This is a genomic window from Streptomyces sp. S3(2020) (genome assembly GCF_013044505.1).
GTDB lineage: Bacteria > Actinomycetota > Actinomycetes > Streptomycetales > Streptomycetaceae > Streptomyces.
On the sequence record NZ_JABERD010000039.1, the window covers coordinates 1 to 15,584 of the forward strand.

The following is a 15,584-nucleotide window of genomic DNA, read 5'->3' on the forward strand; positions in this document are numbered from 1 at the left end:
GGACGGAAGGGGGAGCGGAAGGAGGGTCGGAAGGGCAATCGGCAGGGGAATCGGAAGCGAATGGGGAACCGGAGAGGGAACCGGACGAAGGGCGGACCGTCCGGCTGGGCACCTTCATGGAGACCTGGTCCGTCCGCTTCGCTCCCGACGGCACCCGCGTGGTCGCCGGAGGCGCGTACGGGAACGTGCAGGTTTTCGATCTCCAGGGGCAACGGTCCGGGACGGCTCGGGGCGGCGCTCTCGCCTACAACGTCGGAAGCGTCGTCCTGCCCATCATGGCCGGGGTGACCGGGGCCGCGGCGATGTGGATGCGCCGCCGCCCCGACGCGGGTCCCGACAGCGGCCCGTCACGCGCGCTCGCCCTCACCCCCGACGGGCGACGCGTCGCGACGGGACTCGGTGCCAAAGTCCTGTTGCGCGCCACCGAGGAGGAGGACGCCCGGCCCACCAAGTTCGCCGTGGACCGGCACGACGTGACCGCGCTGGCGTTCTGCCGGAACGACCTGCTGGCCGCCGCGAGCCATCACACCGTCGGCCTCTGGTCGCTGGACCGCCCCACCAGGCTGCGCACCCTCGACCACGAGGACGCCGTCTACGCCCTCGCCGTCACCCGGGACGCCACGCGACTCGCCACGGCCGGTCACTCGTACATACGCGTGTGGGACGTCGACACCGGCGAGCCGAAGCTGAGCATCGACCACCACCCGATGGTCTTCGCCGCCGACTTCAGCCCCGACGGCACCCGTCTGGTCACCGGCGCCCTCGACCACAGTGCCCGGGTGTGGGACACCACCACCGGCGCCTGCCTGACCCGGCTCGAACTCCCCGACCGGGTCCGAGGGGTGGCCTACGGCCCCGACGGCGACACCCTCGCCATCGCCGCCGGCCACACGGTGACCCTGCTGAACCTGGCCACCCGCCGCACGGTCCTCGAAGTCGACGGCGACTTCGGCGACGTGAGCCTCCTCCAGATCGCCCTCAGCCCCGACGGCAGCCACCTGGCCACCGTCGGCGGCGGAATGGCCTGGCTGATCCCCGTCCCGAAGAAGGCGCCATGACCGACGAGATCCTGGTCGACGTCTACGTCGCCGCCGACACCCCGCCCACGGCCGAGCGGCCCCTGCTGGACGCGCTGTCCGCCCCCGGCGTCCGCCTCCGCGTCCGCACCTGGCCCACCCGCCGCGGCCCCGACACCCTCAACTGGCTGTTCCTGGTCGCCCTGCCCCTGCACGCCTTCCTCGGCGGCTTCGGCGGACGGCTGGCCGACGACACGTACCGCAGACTGGCCGCCCTCGTCCGGGGCCGGAGCACGGCACCCGAAGCAGCGCCCGCCCCCCGTCCGGTCGTCCTCCAGGACACCGCCACCGGCATCCGTATCGTCCTCGGCCCCGAGGCGGACGAGGAGGCGTACCGGAAGCTGCGCACGCTGGACCTCGGCCAGTTCCGCTACGACACCCTCCGCTACGACGTCACCGAGGCCCGCTGGGTCTCCGTGCCCTCCGACGACACCACCGGCGACTGAGCGTCGAGGGATACTTGAACGGCACTCAATGTGATGCATCCCGGAGTGGAGGTAAAGGGTTCCTTTCGCTGTCTCCCTTCATTAGAGTGATGCTCTAAATGAAGGGAACGACATGCGGCTCACCCCCACCGAACGCGACCGGCTGCTGCTCTTCGGGGCCGCCGAGCTGGCCCGTGCCCGTCGCGCCCGAGGGCTGAGGCTCAACGTGCCGGAGGCCACCGCGCTCATCGCGGACACCGTGTGCGAGGCCGCCCGGGACGGGGCCCGGCTCGCCGAGGCCGTCGAGCGGGCCCGCGCGGTGCTCGGACCGGACGACGTGCTGCCCGGTGTCGCGGACGTCGTCACCGAGGTGCATGTCGAGGCCGTCTTCGACGACGGGTCCCGGCTGGCCGTGGTGAGCGACCCGATCGGCGGCGGGCTCGGCCCCGAGGCTCCCGGCGCGCTGCTGCCCGGGCCCGACCACGCCGAGCCCGGGGCCGTCGTACGGCTGACGGTCACCAACACCGCGACCGTCCCCGTCTCCGTCACCTCCCACTTCCACTTCTTCGAGGTCAACCCGCGCCTCGACTTCGACCGCGCCGAGACCTACGGGATGCGGCTCGCCGTACCCGCCGGTTCCTCGGTGCGGTTCGGTCCGGGGGAGTCGCTGGAGATCGGCCTGCTGCCGATCGGCGGCGCCCGCGTCGCCATCGGCTTCGCCGGACTCGTCGACGGCCCCCTGGACGCACCCGGCGCCCGCGATGAGGCCCTGCGCCGCGCCGCCACCTGCGGCTATCTGGGGGTCCCTGTCGAGGAGGCCGACCGATGAGCCGTTCCGCCAGGGCTCGCCGCGAGTGTGTTGCCGCCCACGGCCCCTGCGAGGAGGCCCTGCGGCGCGGCGCTGCCTGTGGGTACCTGGGCATACGTATCGAGGAGACCGACCGATGAGCCGTCCCGGAGGGCACGCCGCCGAGGCGCGGCGCCTCACCTCCCACGAGTACGCCGCCACCCACGGGCCCCGCGCCGGCGACCGGATCCGGCTCGGTGACTCCGGGCTGACGGTCCGCGTCGAGTCCGACTCGCAGCGCTACGGCGACGAGTTCCTCGCCGGCTTCGGCAAGACCGCCCGTGACGGGCTCCACCTCAAGGCCGCCGCCGTCCGCGAGACCTGTGACGTCGTCATCAGCAACGTCGTCGTGATCGACGCGGCGCTGGGCATCCGCAAGGTGTCCATCGGCATCCGCGAGGGACGGATCTGCTCCATCGGGCGGGCCGGGAACCCCGACACCCTAGACGGGGTCGACGTCGTCGTCGGCACCGGCACGTCCATCGTGTCCGGCGAGGGGCTCATCGCCACCGCCGGGGCCGTCGACACACACGTCCATCTGCTGTCGCCCCGGATCATGGAGGCCTCGCTGGCCTCCGGCGTGACCACGATCATCGGGCAGGAGTTCGGTCCGGTGTGGGGCGTCGGCGTCAACTCGCCCTGGGCGCTGCGGCACGCGTTCGGCGCCTTCGACGCCTGGCCGGTCAACATCGGTTTCCTGGGCCGGGGTTCGTCCTCCCACGACGCGCCCCTGATCGAGGCCCTCGCCGAGGGCGGCGCGTCCGGCTTCAAGGTGCACGAGGACATGGGCGCCCACACCCGGGCACTGGACACGGCTCTCCGGGTCGCCGAGGAACACGACGTCCAAGTCGCCCTGCACAGCGACGGGTTGAACGAGTGCCTGTCCGTCGAGGACACCCTCCGGGTCCTGGAGGGGCGCACCATCCACGCCTTCCACATCGAGGGCTGCGGCGGCGGCCACGTCCCGAACGTGCTGAAGATGGCCGGCGTCGCCAACGTCATCGGCTCCTCCACCAACCCCACCCTGCCCTTCGGCCGGGACGCGGTCGCCGAGCACTACGGCATGATCGTCTCCGTCCACGACCTGAAGACCGACCTGCCCGGCGACGCCGCCATGGCCCGTGACCGCATCCGCGCCGGGACCATGGGCGCCGAGGACGTCCTGCACGATCTGGGCGCGATCGGCATCACCTCCTCGGACGCGCAGGGCATGGGGCGGGCGGGCGAGACGGTCCGCCGTACCTTCGCCATGGCCGGGAAGATGAAGGCCGAGCGCGGCGCCCCGGACGAGGGCCACGACAACGCGCGCGTCCTGCGCTACATGGCCAAGCTGACGATCAACCCGGCCATCGCGCACGGCCTTTCGCACGAGGTCGGCTCCATCGAGGTCGGCAAGCTGGCCGACATCGTGCTGTGGCGCCCGGAGTACTTCGGCGCGAAACCACAGCTGGTGCTGAAGTCCGGCTTCCCGGCGTACGGCGTGGTCGGCGACCCCAACGCGGCGACGGACACCTGCGAACCCCTGGTGCTGGGGCCGCAGTTCGGAGCCTACGGCGCCACCCCCGCCGACATCTCGGTCGCCTTCGTCGCCCAGGCGGCGCTCGACCAGGGCAACGACTCGATGCCGACCCGCCGCCGCAGGGTCGCCGTCCGGGGCACCCGCGGTATCGGACCCGCCGACCTGCGCCTCAACTCCCGTACCGGAGCCGTCGATGTCGACCAGAGCACCGGGCTGGTGACCCTGGACGGCGAACCGCTGCGCTCGCAGCCGGCCGACTCGGTCTCCCTCAACCGCCTCTACTTCCTCTAGGACTTCAGATGACCTCCTTCCGCATGCCCCCGGAGTGGGCCCCGCACGAGCGCACCTGGATGGCCTGGCCCGGTCCCAACGCGACCTTCACCGACGCCGGGGAGCTGGCCGAGGCCCGGACCGCCTGGGCCTCGGTGGCCCGTGCCGTGCGCCGCTTCGAGCCGGTGACGATGGTGCACGGCGTGGGCCAGGGCGAGTCCGCGCGCGAGCTGCTCGGACCGGACGTCGACCTGGTCGAGCGCGAGCTCGACGACGCGTGGATGCGCGACATCGGGCCCACGTTCGTCAGCGACGGTCGTGAACTGGCCGCCGTGGACTGGGTGTTCAACGGCTGGGGGGCACAGGACTGGGCGAGCTGGGAGCACGACTCCAAGATCGCCCGCCATGTCGCGGACCTCGCCGGGGTGCCGGTGCGGAGCAGCGCACTGGTCAACGAGGGCGGCGCGATCCACGTCGACGGCGAGGGCACGGTCCTGCTGACCGAGACGGTCCAGCTCGGCGCGGGGCGCAACCCCGGCTGGACCCGGGAGCGGGTAGAGGCGGAGATCCACGCCCGGCTCGGCACCACCAAGGCGATCTGGCTCCCGCACGGCCTCACCGGCGACTACGGCACCTACGGCACCCAGGGGCACGTCGACATCGTCGCGGCCTTCGCCGGGCCCGGCACCGTCGTCGTCCACAGCCAGCGGAACCCGGACCACCCCGACCACGCCCGCTCACAGGAGTACATCGAGATCCTGAGCGGCCAGACCGACGCGAAGGGCCGCCGCCTGGAGGTCGTCGAGATCCCCGCCCCCACGGTCCTGAAGGACGAGGACGGGGAGTGGGTCGACTACTCGTACATCAACCACTACCTCTGCAACGGCGGCGTCGTGCTCTGCGCCTTCGACGACCCGAACGACGAGATCGCGGCCGGCGTCTTCCGCCGGCTCTTCCCCGACCGGACGGTGACACTCGTGGACGCGCGGACGATCTTCGCGGGCGGTGGCGGCATCCACTGCATAACCCAGCAGCAGCCGAGCACCCTTCTCCGGTAGAACGGAGGAGTGAACGTGCTGACCTGCGCCGCCTGCGGAACCCGGCTGACCGAAGCGCTGCGGCTCCTGCCCGAGCTGCCGCCCCGCCCGGAGTACGACGGCCGGAAGGGCCCCGACGGCTTCCGGCGCCCTCCGTCGACGGTGCCGCGCGGGGCGTTCGCCGTGGACCCGGAGCCCTCCGGGGCGCCCTATGTGCCGCACCCCGATCCCGAGTGGTGCGACTCCGCGAACCCGGGCAACAGCTGCATGGGCGACCCGGACGGGCAGGGCTTCCTGACGTCCGCCGGGCCGCGCGGCACGCTGGTGACCCACCCCGAGGACAGCCGCGACCATCTGGCCGACAACCCCGCGCGCCAGGAGATCGGGTGCTGCGGCCCGCCCGGTCGCGAGGGCCCCAACTCCCTGTGCCCGGGGTGTGGTTCGGTGGTGGCGACGCTGTACGCCGACTGCACCGGCGCGTACGAGACGGACTTCCTGCCGGACGCCGTCCGGGTGGAGGCCGTCGCGTGACCCCCGCCCGCCGCCGCACCCCCGCCCCGCCCCGCGAGGACGTCCTCGCCGCCGCCATGGAGATGATCGCCGAACTCGGCCTGGAGAAGCTCACCATGGCGGCCCTCGGCCGCGAGGTCGGCATGAGCAGCGGCCACCTCCTGTACTACTTCCACTCCAAGGACGAACTGCTGCTCCAGACCCTGGAGTGGAGCGAGGGCCGGCTGGGCACCGAGCGCGGCCGCCTCCTCATCCGCACGGCCGCCGCGCGCGAACGGCTCGATGCGTACGTCGACCTGTATGTCCCCGACGGCCATCGCGACCCCCACTGGACGCTCTGGCTGGAGGTCTGGAACCGCTCGCAGAACGCCCCCGCCGACGCCCGTGACCGACAGGCCGCCATCGAGGGCGCCTGGCACCGCGACCTCGTGGCACTGCTCGCGGAAGGGGTGTCGAGGGGAGAGTTCCGCGCGGTCGACCCGGACCGCGTGGCCGCCCGGCTCAGGGCCCTGCTCGACGGCTTCTCCATCCACGTGGCGATCGGGCTGCGCGGCACGGACCGAGCGCAGATTCTCGGCCACGTACGGGAGTTCCTGGACGAGAACCTCCTCGCGGACGTGTGACCCCGAGCCCGGGTTGTACGCAATAAGGCCGATTGACCCTGTGGCCGGTGGTGCGTTTGCCTCGTGGAGAGCCCCCAGGCCCTGCGCGGGGCCGGGGGAAGCACGTCCACGGGGAACACAGGGGGGAACATGTCCAGAGCCGTACGTGTGTCCAGCGTGTCCTTGAGCGCCGCGCTGCTGCTCACGCTCACCGCGACGACCGCCGGTGCCGAGCCGCACGCGCCCCGGGTGCACCGGGTCAGCACCGCCGCCGACGGCACCCAGGCCGACGGTGCCTCCACCGCCGCCACGACCACACCGAACGGCCGCTTCGTCGCGTTCCGTTCGTCGGCGACCAACCTCGTGCCCGAGGGAATCACCCACCCGGGCACCTACGCGTACATCCGCGACCTGAGAACGGGCGAGGTCACCAAGATCGAGGCCGCGCTGAGCACGCCCCGGCTCAGCGCCGACGGCCGCTGGGCGACGTACACCGACTGGGGCATCCGTAAGATCAACGTCTTCCTGACCGACCTGACCACCGGCACCAGGATCCGCGTCGGGGGCGACGCCCAGGACAGCGCGGGATCCCCGGACATCAGCGCGAACGGCCGCTACATCGCCTACACATGGTCCGGGCATCCGCAGTTCCCGACCCGGATCGACGTCTACGACCGGGAGACCGGCACCCACGAGACCGTCAGCGCGGGCCCCGCCGACTCCGCCCGGGACATGGGCAACGCGTCCGTCAGCGGCGACGGCCGCCAGGTCGCCTACCAGGACAACGGCACCGGTGACGTCTGGGTCGCCGACCGCACGACCGGCACACAGACCGAGGCCGACGACGGCACGCCGTCGACCGTGGTCCAGCTGAGTGCCGACGGCCGGGTGCTGGCCATGGATTCGGCGGACGGCTCGTATGTGCGGGAGCTGCGCACCGGCCGCGTCCAGCACTTCCCCGGCGTCCGCGTCCTGGCCGTCAGCCCCGACGGACAGCGGCTCCTGCTGCGCGACGGACAGTCGAACCTGACCCTGCGCACCCTGCGCGGCGGACACGAGACCCCTGTCGGACGCGGCTCCGCCGGCGAGCGGTCGGTCTCCGCCCACGGCCGCTCGGTCGTCTACGCCACCGAGGACGCGGACGTCGTCCCCGGTGACACCAACGGCGTGTACGACGTCTTCCAATGGAGGTCGCGCTGATGTCCCGCACCTCAAGAGCCGTGCTGGGAACGGCCGTTGCGATCGGGCTCGCCTGGACCTCGGTGGGCGCCGCGCACGCCGGGCCGCCCCGGGAGCCGCGCACCGAGCGCGTGAGCACCGCCGCCGACGGCAGCCAGGCCGACGGGGAGTCGACGGGCGCCGCGATCAGCGCCGACGGCCGCACGGTGGCGTTCACGTCCACCGCGCCGAGCTTCGGCTGCGCGCGCTTCGACAGGTGCCTGCTCGTGAAGGACCTGGGCGACGGCGGGGTCACGAGGATCACCCTCGGCAGCGGCTACACCTACAGCTCGCCCGCGCCGAGTGCCGACGGCAGCCGTATCGCCTTCTCCGCCGGCACCCGCTTCCTCGCGCCCTACCTGTACGACAGCGCCACCGGCCGCGCGGAGAAGCTGTGGCCGCAGGACCCGCCCGGCTTCAACGAGTTGGGCCGCGTGCAGTCGATCAGTCCGGACGGCACGCACGTCGCGTACACCATCGGCAACCGCGACGGCGACGCGAACTTCCGGCTGCTGTACGTCCGTGACACGGCCACCGGCACCGACGAGCTGATCTCACCGGCCGAGGAGGGCGACAAGCCGGGGGCCTCGGTGAGCGGCGACGGTCAGCGGGTCGCGTACTCCGTCCGCGGTGACGCCGAGGCGGAGGACCCGGCCGACGTCTTCGTCAAGGACCGGGCGACGGGCGAGCGGACCCAGGTCGACCAGGGACTCGGCGCCGCCTCCCTGGTCCGTATCACCGCGGACGGCCGCCACGTCCTCCTCGACGCCGACAACGGTGTCTACCGCCACGACCTCCGCACCGGAGTCTCGCGGCGCGTGGCCGAGGGGACCGCCCTCTCGGCCACCGCGGACGGCCGGTACGCCGTCGTCGCGGGCGAGGACGGGGTGCGGGTGCGCGACCTGAGGACGGGGCTGCGCGGGGCCGCCCTCACGCCGGACGCCCAGCCCGGGGACGACATGCTGGCCGCCGACGGGCGTGCGGTGGCCTTCAGTTCGCGGGCGTCCCACCTGGTGCCGGGGGACACCAACGGGGAGTCCGACGTGTTCGTCTTCTCCGGCGCGCTGCGCAAGAACCCGGCCCCGATGCCCTCCGTCACCGAGCGGGTCAGCATGACGCGGGACGGACAGCAGCGGTCGACGGCCTCGTACGACCCGGCGACGGGGGAGGGCAAGGTCGTCGCCTTCACCTCGGGCGACGACGTGTTCGTCCAGGCGGCCGGCGGCCTCTTCCAGGTCGACTCCACCGACCAGGGCCCCTCGCGCGAGGGCACCCCCTGCTACAGCGGCCGCATGGTCGGCTACGTGGCCCCGTCCGGGACCGACGGCGGTCCGCAGGTCCACATCCGCAACCGCTCGGTCGGCAAGCTGACCAGCATCGGCTCCTACCAGGGCGTCCGCTTCACCTGGATGGGACAGCCCCAGGTCGACCCCACCTGCGCATGGGTCACCTACGCCGCCACACTGCCCGCCACCGACACCGACCCGTCGCCTCAACCCCGCCTCTACCGCTTCAAGTTCAACGGCGGCACCACCGACGTGGTCAGCGCGCCCACGGACGAGCCGGCGGGCAACCCGTCCATCAATTACGACGGCCGGTACATCGCCTTCGAGCAGGGCGGCGACATCCGCCTCCGCGACCTGGACACCGGCTCCCTGTCGACGGTCGGCGCGGGCTCGGCCCCGTCGATCAGCGCGGACGGTCGCAAGGTCGCCTTCCAACAGGGTGGCGAGGTACGCGTCCGCGACCTCGACACCGGTACGACCACCCGGATCAGGGGCACCCAGCCCTCGCTCTCCGGGACCGGCACGCACGTGGCGTACACCTCGCGCGGCGCCGTATACCTGCGGGAACTCAGCACCGGGAAGCGGCAGTTGATCAGCGTCGACCGCTGGGGCGGCCACAACGACCTCCCGGCCCGGCATCCTTCCGTCAACGCCGACGGCACGGTCGTCGCCTTCGAGTCGGCGTCACCCGATCTGGTGGAAGGGGACACCAACGAGGTGTCGGACGTCTTCCTGCGGACAGTGCAGCAATGACCGGCAGCAATCACTGGACCAGCAGCAACCACTACGGGGGAACAACCATGTACAGCACCAAGCGGGCCCTGGCGCTCGCCGTCGCCGTCGCAGCCGCCACGGCGACCCTGACCGGCCCGGCCGCGAGCGCCGCACCGAGCGTCCCGCGCACCGAGAAGGCGAGCGTGGCCCCGGACGGCACGGAGGGCGACGGGTCCTCCGGCGGGCAGAGCATCAGCGCGGACGGCCGCTATGTGGCCTTCCGCTCCAACGCCGACAACCTCGTCGCGGGCGACACCGACGGCACCGCCGACGCCTTCGTCCGCGACCTGAGGACCGGCACCACCCGCCTGGCGAGCACCGCCGGGGACGGCAACGTCCTGGACGTCTCCCTCAGCGCGAACGGCCGGTATCTGGCGTACACCATCAACCCCACCTACGACACCGCCGACAACCACATCTGGATCAAGGACCTGAAGACCGGCGCCACCCAGCTCGTCGACGACGCCGTCGCCCCCGGCTACGCGGCCGCCTCCGGCCCGGCGATCAGCGCCGACGGCCGTTACGTCGCCTTCGTCGCCCTGCACACGAGCGACGAGGGACCGGCGGGCGACCGCTCCAGCCGGATCTACCGCGTCGACCGGGTCACCGGCGAGCGGGTCCGGATCAGCCAGGTGCCCGGCGAGGGCGCCTGGAAGTCCGCCGGCACCCACCCGTCCATCAGCGCGGACGGCAGCCGGGTCGGCTACCAGTTCTTCGTCCCGTACCCCAGCCGGGGGGACTGGAGCGACGCCTACGTCCGTGATGTGCCGAGCGGCGAGCTGATCCAGGTCGACAAGGCACCCGACGGCAAGGTGTCCGACGGCCAGACCGAGTTCCCGCAGGTCAGCGCGGACGGCCGGTACGCGGTCTTCAACTCCCTGGACTCGCAGCTGACACCGGGCGACACCAACGGCAGCCACAACGTCTTCGCGCGCGACCTGCGGACGGGGTCGGTGAGCAGGATCGACGGTGCCGACCCGGCCGCCTACACGGCCTACCCCCGGCTCAGCGCCGACAGCCGCCATCTCGCGTTCGGTTCGGCCGCCCCGGCCTCGGACGAGGCGCGGCAGGTGTACGTCCGCGATCTGCGCACCGGACGCACGGCGCTCGTCAGCGTCGCGGCACAGGGCGGCCCGAGCGCCGAGCCGGCGGAGTTCCCGGTGATCGACCGGCACGGCCGTACGGTCGTGTTCAGCAGCTGGGCCAACGACCTGGTGTCCGCGGACGCGGGCCAGACCGACTTCACGACCCATGTCTACGTACGCCACCTGAAGTGACCCGCTCGAAGTGATCGACCGCATCCTGAGACAGCCGTGAGCGAGGCGCGGGGGCTGTGCCAGACTGCCCCCGTGCTCTCGTTCGCCATGATTATTGGCAGCAGGCGCGCCGGTCCGCAGTGACCGCCACGTACGACCAGGTACGGGCGGACACCGTCGTCCTCGACCCGCGCGCAGACCTCTCGCACCCGCGAGAGGTTTTTCGCTTTTCTGGCCCACCCGCAACCAGAGGCGAGAGCGCGAGGGACTATGTGGGGACGGTGGAGCCGGTTATTCCGGTACAGACCGAGATCCAATCCTCAGGAGCCTTGAGACCATGACCGCAACCAGCGAGCTCGACGATCAGTTCCACGTCTTCGACACCACCCTGCGCGACGGCGCCCAGCGGGAGGGCATCAACCTCACCGTCGCGGACAAGCTGGCCATCGCGCGGCACCTGGACGACTTCGGCGTGGGCTTCATCGAGGGCGGCTGGCCCGGCGCCAACCCGCGGGACACCGAGTTCTTCGCCCGCGCCCAGCAGGAGATCGAGTTCAGGCACGCCCAGCTGGTCGCGTTCGGCGCCACGCGCCGGGCCGGAGCCAAGGCGGCGGAGGACCCGCAGGTCAACGCGCTGCTGGCGTCCGGCGCCCCGGTGATCACCCTGGTCGCCAAGTCCCACGACCGCCATGTCGAACTCGCTTTGCGCACCACGCTGGACGAGAACCTGGAGATGGTCCGCGACACGGTCTCGTACCTGGTCGGGCAGGGCCGCCGGGTCTTCGTCGACTGCGAGCACTTCTTCGACGGCTACCGCGCGAACCCGGAGTACGCGAAGGCGGTCGTACGGGCGGCCTCGGAAGCGGGCGCATCGGTGGTCATCCTCTGCGACACCAACGGCGGCATGCTCCCCGCCCAGATCCAGGCGGTCGTCTCCACGGTCCTCGCCGACACCGGCGCCCGGCTCGGCATCCACGCCCAGGACGACACGGGCTGCGCGGTGGCGAACACCCTGGCCGCGGTGGACGCGGGCGCGACCCACGTCCAGTGCACGGCGAACGGCTACGGCGAGCGGGTGGGCAACGCCAACCTGTTCCCGGTGGTCGCGGCCCTGGAGCTGAAGTACGGCAAGAAGGTGCTGCCGGAGGGCAAGCTGCGCGAGATGACGAGGATCTCGCACGCGATCGCGGAGGTGGTGAACCTCACCCCGTCCACGCACCAGCCGTATGTCGGCGTCTCGGCCTTCGCCCACAAGGCGGGCCTGCACGCCTCCGCCATCAAGGTCGACCCGGACCTGTACCAGCACATCGACCCCGAGCAGGTCGGCAACACCATGCGCATGCTGGTGTCGGACATGGCGGGCCGGGCGTCGATCGAGCTCAAGGGCAAGGAGCTGGGCGTAGACCTGGGCGGCGACAGGGAACTGGTCGGCCGGGTCGTGGACCGTGTGAAGGAGCGCGAGCTCAAGGGCTACACGTACGAGGCGGCCGACGCGAGCTTCGAACTCCTCCTCCGCGCCGAGGTCGAGGGCAAGCCCCTCAGCTACTTCCAGGTCGAGTCCTGGCGCGCGATCGTCGAGGACCGCCCCGACGGCAGCCACGCCAACGAGGCCACGGTGAAGCTCTTCGCCAAGGGCGAGCGCATTGTCGCCACCGCCGAGGGCAACGGCCCGGTGAACGCCCTGGACCGCTCCCTGCGCGTAGCCCTGGAGAAGATCTACCCCCAACTCGCCAAGCTCGACCTCGTCGACTACAAGGTCCGCATCCTCGAAGGCGTCCACGGCACCCAGTCCACGACCCGCGTCCTCATCTCCACGTCCGACGGAGCGGGGGAGTGGTCGACGGTGGGCGTGGCGGAGAACGTGATCGCGGCGTCCTGGCAGGCGCTGGAGGACGCGTACACCTACGGCCTGCTGCGGGCGGGTGTGGAGCCGGCGGAGTAGGCGCGGTTCGCTCGGGCGACCTGGCGGCGCCGCGCATGGCGCTCGCACTTCGGGCGGCGCGGCGGCGGTACGACCGCCGCCGCGTGCAGTGGCTCTGGTACGACCGGCACCAGCCCCCAGGCCGGTCGGATCCCATCGATGACGTGACGGGCGGTGTACGGCGACAGCGACAGCTCCTGGCGGGCCTCGGCGAGCAGCTCCGGGGCACCGCCGGGGGAGCGCTCGGCCCGCTCCCGGCGCGGGTTGAAGTCGGGGAGCGCGAACACCTCCAGCAGGGTCAGGGAGAGGTACACATAGGCGGCGGCCTCGTCCACGAGCTGACGGGCAGCCTCGCCCAGCCCGCTTGTCTCGGGCGCCGCCAGCCGCGCCAGCGACCGCTTCAGCTCCTCCATCGGCTCGGTACAGGGGCAGACGGCCCGCAGATGCGAGCTGACGTTCCGGAACAGCCCCAGCACATCGGGGTCACCCGGCTGCCACGGTTGCTTGGCCAGCAGTGTACGGAAGCCGGCCAGGGTCTCCGACAGCTCTTCGACGATCAACAGGGCCGACACGTCCGGCAGTTCGGCCTGTCGGGTCGCAGACTTGATCTCGTGCAGTCGGCGCCCGTAGCGGATCAGGTCCCGGGGCAGGCCACCAGACAGGGCATGGGCGAGTAGTACGTACGGCTCGCCGATGCCCGGCGCGCGCCGGGCGAGGATCCGGCCGGCCTCGGCCGCCCCACACGGCCGCACGTGCAGCACGTCGTCCAGCGAGCTGTCTGTCACGTCCCGGTGCGGCAGCCCTCGCCGCACGAACGCCGCGCCCACATCCTCCGCGACAGACACCAGGTAGTGCACGTGCGGAACCCCGAGGATCGCCTTGATCTCACCGAGGAAGGCCAACGCCTGCACATCGGTGCCGAGCCGGTCCAGCTCGTCCACGGCGATGACGACCCGGTGGCCCTGAAGGTACTCGTCTGCCGCGATCCGGGTCAGCAGCTCCCGGAACTCCTGTACCAGAGCCGGGTAGTTGGGGGGAACGGACGTCAGGGTGCTGGTGTGGGAGGAGCCCAGGGTGAGGAGCTGGGCGGCGGCGCCGGAGGTCAGCGCGGCGCTCGAACTCTGCACGGTCTGGAGCCGGTAGAGGTGGTCGCGGCACTCGACGACCAGCCGGGGAGCGGGGCGCAGGAACGACCAGGGCCGCCTGCCGAGCATGAGCAGTAGCGCCCCGAGCAGGAACACGAGGAGGCGCACCGAGTGCTCGGGGTCGGTGAGCAGGGGCCGTGTGTCCTCGTCCGCCACGGCCAGGACCAGCGCCACCAGGGGTACCAGCTTGGCGGGCGGCCCGTAGAAGCGGGCCCGGTCCACCCACCACCAGAGCACCCGGGTGAGGCGGGTGGCGTTGGTGTTCAGGTACTGGAAGCCGCAGAACATCCAGAGGCAGAACAGCGACACCGACCACCATGTGACCATGTCCGGTGCCAGTGCGCGCAGTTGCCCGTCCAGGTAGAGCGAGATGATCGGACCGGTCATCAGTCCGATCGTGATCAGGTAAAAGAGCGTGCCGACGATTCGCTTCAGCCAGTGGGAAAACGCCCTGGAGTCCCGCAGTACCCACAGCGCGATCCCGGCGACGGCGAGCCCCAGTGCCGCCTCGGGCTTGCGGCCCTCGAAGACGTCCCGGACGAAGCCGGACGCCGTCGCCCACAGCTCCTCGCCGTGCCGCCGCGCCCAGGGCCGGTGGTCCTGCTCCAGGGTGCGTTCAGTGGCGTACAGACCGGCCACGACCAGCGCCGCCGAGGGCACCGCAAACGCCAGTCGGCGCAGGAGCCGACTGAGCGGACGGGACAGCGCGTGGACGGCCTTGCGTACATACGACAGCCGCACGAATTCGGGCGGGTCGAAGCCGGCCCGGATCATGTAGGTCCGGCAGACCGTGACGAACAGCGAGGTCAGGAAGTCGTGCGGAGCGTATGTGGCCGGGGCGTGGGCGAAGACTGCGAAGTCGTCGGGGCGTACACAGTTCTCCATCAGCGTCGTCTTGCCGACCCCGCGAGGCCCGCTCACGGCGATCACCCCGCCGTCCAACTGGCCCATCTTGCGGTCCAGCTCGGTCGCCGGTTCGTTGAGTACGAAATACTGCCGACGGCGCGGTGAGCGCAGCCCCTCGTGGCTGCTGGTGACGAGGAGGGTGCCGCGGTCGTCACCGAGCAGTTCCTCGACAACTCGGTCCACCTCGCGCGGCAGTCGGCCCAGCCGCAGGTCCCGGATCCACAGCGCGGCAGTCAGCTGCTCCAGCAGCCACAGGACGAAGACCAGCGGGATCAGCGGGGCTGCCACGAACACGGCCTGCCACACGGACGGAGGGCCGGTGTCCGGCAGGCTGCGCAGCACCGCGCGCCGGGCCTGCACGAACGTCAGGACGGTGAGGATCGGCAGCAGGGCGAGCGGGGCGGCGAGCAGCTGGGACGCCCCCCAGGAGGTCAGCAGCGCCATGAGGAACACGAAGGCACAGCCTCCGCCGCAGGCCAGGGTTGAGCAGTCGTCCGTGGCGCCGAGCAAGGTGAGCGTGGGCGACTGTGGAGCGGCCCAGCGGTGGTTGTCGTTCAGCTGCCCCGCGCGCAGGTGCAGCCGATGTGTGAACGTCCGGGTAGATGTACCCAGTAGGCGTGTGACGACAGGCTCCGCGCACATCGCCGCCACGACGGCGTCCTCGGTGACCGTGGGCCGGCGCTCCAACAGCTCATGCAGCCGCTGGTCCTTCAGCCGAGCCCGGACGGCCCGTTCGTAGGCGGCCCGTTCCCCACCGCCCCACCACGCGTATCCCCCGTCGGACATGCCTCG

Annotated in this window: 12 protein-coding genes; 11 read left to right on the forward strand and 1 reads right to left on the reverse strand. The window is 71.7% G+C overall.

The window, feature by feature from the left end:
* Positions 1-116 precede the first annotated feature (116 nt).
* The 11 genes from HLK59_RS15330 to cimA all read left to right on the forward strand — a co-directional run bounded on the left by HLK59_RS15330 (position 117) and on the right by cimA (position 12,762).
* The gene (locus HLK59_RS15330) at positions 117-1,058 is read left to right on the forward strand and encodes a hypothetical protein (protein ID WP_171141980.1); all 942 of its coding nucleotides are present in this window, start codon (positions 117-119) and stop codon (positions 1,056-1,058) included.
* Entirely contained in the window at positions 1,055-1,522 is a 468-nt protein-coding gene (locus HLK59_RS15335) for a hypothetical protein (protein ID WP_171141981.1), read from the forward strand. Before HLK59_RS15330 ends, HLK59_RS15335 begins: the two co-directional genes overlap by 4 nt.
* 112 nt (positions 1,523-1,634) lie before the next feature.
* Positions 1,635-2,330 carry an urease subunit gamma gene (ureA, locus tag HLK59_RS15340; RefSeq protein WP_171141982.1) on the forward strand — a complete coding sequence of 232 codons (696 nt, stop codon included), beginning with the start codon at positions 1,635-1,637 and terminating at the stop codon, positions 2,328-2,330.
* 115 nt (positions 2,331-2,445) lie between these two features.
* On the forward strand, positions 2,446-4,158 hold the full coding sequence (locus HLK59_RS15345; protein ID WP_171141983.1) for an urease subunit alpha: 1,713 nt from the start codon (positions 2,446-2,448) through the stop codon (positions 4,156-4,158).
* Positions 4,159-4,166: 8 nt separating this feature from the next.
* The gene (locus HLK59_RS15350) at positions 4,167-5,195 is read left to right on the forward strand and encodes an agmatine deiminase family protein (protein ID WP_171141984.1); all 1,029 of its coding nucleotides are present in this window, start codon (positions 4,167-4,169) and stop codon (positions 5,193-5,195) included.
* A gap of 9 nt (positions 5,196-5,204) precedes the next feature.
* Positions 5,205-5,705: a hypothetical protein gene (locus HLK59_RS15355; protein ID WP_171141985.1), complete on the forward strand. Its 501-nt coding sequence runs from the start codon at positions 5,205-5,207 to the stop codon at positions 5,703-5,705.
* A gap of 56 nt (positions 5,706-5,761) precedes the next feature.
* The gene (locus HLK59_RS15360; protein WP_206327166.1) at positions 5,762-6,307 is read left to right on the forward strand and encodes a TetR/AcrR family transcriptional regulator; all 546 of its coding nucleotides are present in this window, start codon (positions 5,762-5,764) and stop codon (positions 6,305-6,307) included.
* Between the two features lie 129 nt (positions 6,308-6,436).
* Positions 6,437-7,486, forward strand: a complete 1,050-nt coding sequence (locus HLK59_RS15365; protein WP_171141987.1) for a protein TolB — start codon at positions 6,437-6,439, stop codon at positions 7,484-7,486.
* Positions 7,486-9,543, forward strand: a complete 2,058-nt coding sequence (locus HLK59_RS15370) for a PD40 domain-containing protein (RefSeq protein ID WP_171141988.1) — start codon at positions 7,486-7,488, stop codon at positions 9,541-9,543. Before HLK59_RS15365 ends, HLK59_RS15370 begins: the two co-directional genes overlap by 1 nt.
* Positions 9,540-10,841 (forward strand): hypothetical protein, encoded by a 1,302-nt coding sequence (locus tag HLK59_RS51960; protein ID WP_277349484.1) that lies wholly within the window; start codon positions 9,540-9,542, stop codon positions 10,839-10,841. Before HLK59_RS15370 ends, HLK59_RS51960 begins: the two co-directional genes overlap by 4 nt.
* A gap of 316 nt (positions 10,842-11,157) precedes the next feature.
* A complete protein-coding gene (gene cimA / locus HLK59_RS15380; protein ID WP_171141989.1) occupies positions 11,158-12,762 on the forward strand; it encodes a citramalate synthase in 1,605 nt (534 codons plus the stop codon).
* Here cimA and HLK59_RS15385 read toward each other — a convergent pair.
* Entirely contained in the window at positions 12,723-15,578 is a 2,856-nt protein-coding gene (locus tag HLK59_RS15385; RefSeq protein WP_171141990.1) for a hypothetical protein, read from the reverse strand. The two genes, cimA and HLK59_RS15385, sit on opposite strands and share 40 nt — an antisense overlap.
* Positions 15,579-15,584: the final 6 nt, after the last annotated feature.

What these genes read in the sequence shown, in the direction of transcription:
- HLK59_RS15330 (WP_171141980.1), top strand. Translation starts at nt 117, where the DNA reads ATGGAGACCTGGTCCGTCCGCTTCGCTCCCGACGGCACCCGCGTGGTC.
- ureA (WP_171141982.1), top strand. Translation starts at nt 1,635, where the DNA reads ATGCGGCTCACCCCCACCGAACGCGACCGGCTGCTGCTCTTCGGGGCC.
- HLK59_RS15350 (WP_171141984.1), top strand. Translation starts at nt 4,167, where the DNA reads ATGACCTCCTTCCGCATGCCCCCGGAGTGGGCCCCGCACGAGCGCACC.
- HLK59_RS15335 (WP_171141981.1), top strand. Translation starts at nt 1,055, where the DNA reads ATGACCGACGAGATCCTGGTCGACGTCTACGTCGCCGCCGACACCCCG.
- HLK59_RS15385 (WP_171141990.1), bottom strand. Translation starts at nt 15,578, where the DNA reads ATGTCCGACGGGGGATACGCGTGGTGGGGCGGTGGGGAACGGGCCGCC.
- HLK59_RS51960 (WP_277349484.1), top strand. Translation starts at nt 9,540, where the DNA reads ATGACCGGCAGCAATCACTGGACCAGCAGCAACCACTACGGGGGAACA.
- HLK59_RS15345 (WP_171141983.1), top strand. Translation starts at nt 2,446, where the DNA reads ATGAGCCGTCCCGGAGGGCACGCCGCCGAGGCGCGGCGCCTCACCTCC.
- HLK59_RS15365 (WP_171141987.1), top strand. Translation starts at nt 6,437, where the DNA reads ATGTCCAGAGCCGTACGTGTGTCCAGCGTGTCCTTGAGCGCCGCGCTG.
- cimA (WP_171141989.1), top strand. Translation starts at nt 11,158, where the DNA reads ATGACCGCAACCAGCGAGCTCGACGATCAGTTCCACGTCTTCGACACC.
- HLK59_RS15360 (WP_206327166.1), top strand. Translation starts at nt 5,762, where the DNA reads ATGGAGATGATCGCCGAACTCGGCCTGGAGAAGCTCACCATGGCGGCC.
- HLK59_RS15370 (WP_171141988.1), top strand. Translation starts at nt 7,486, where the DNA reads ATGTCCCGCACCTCAAGAGCCGTGCTGGGAACGGCCGTTGCGATCGGG.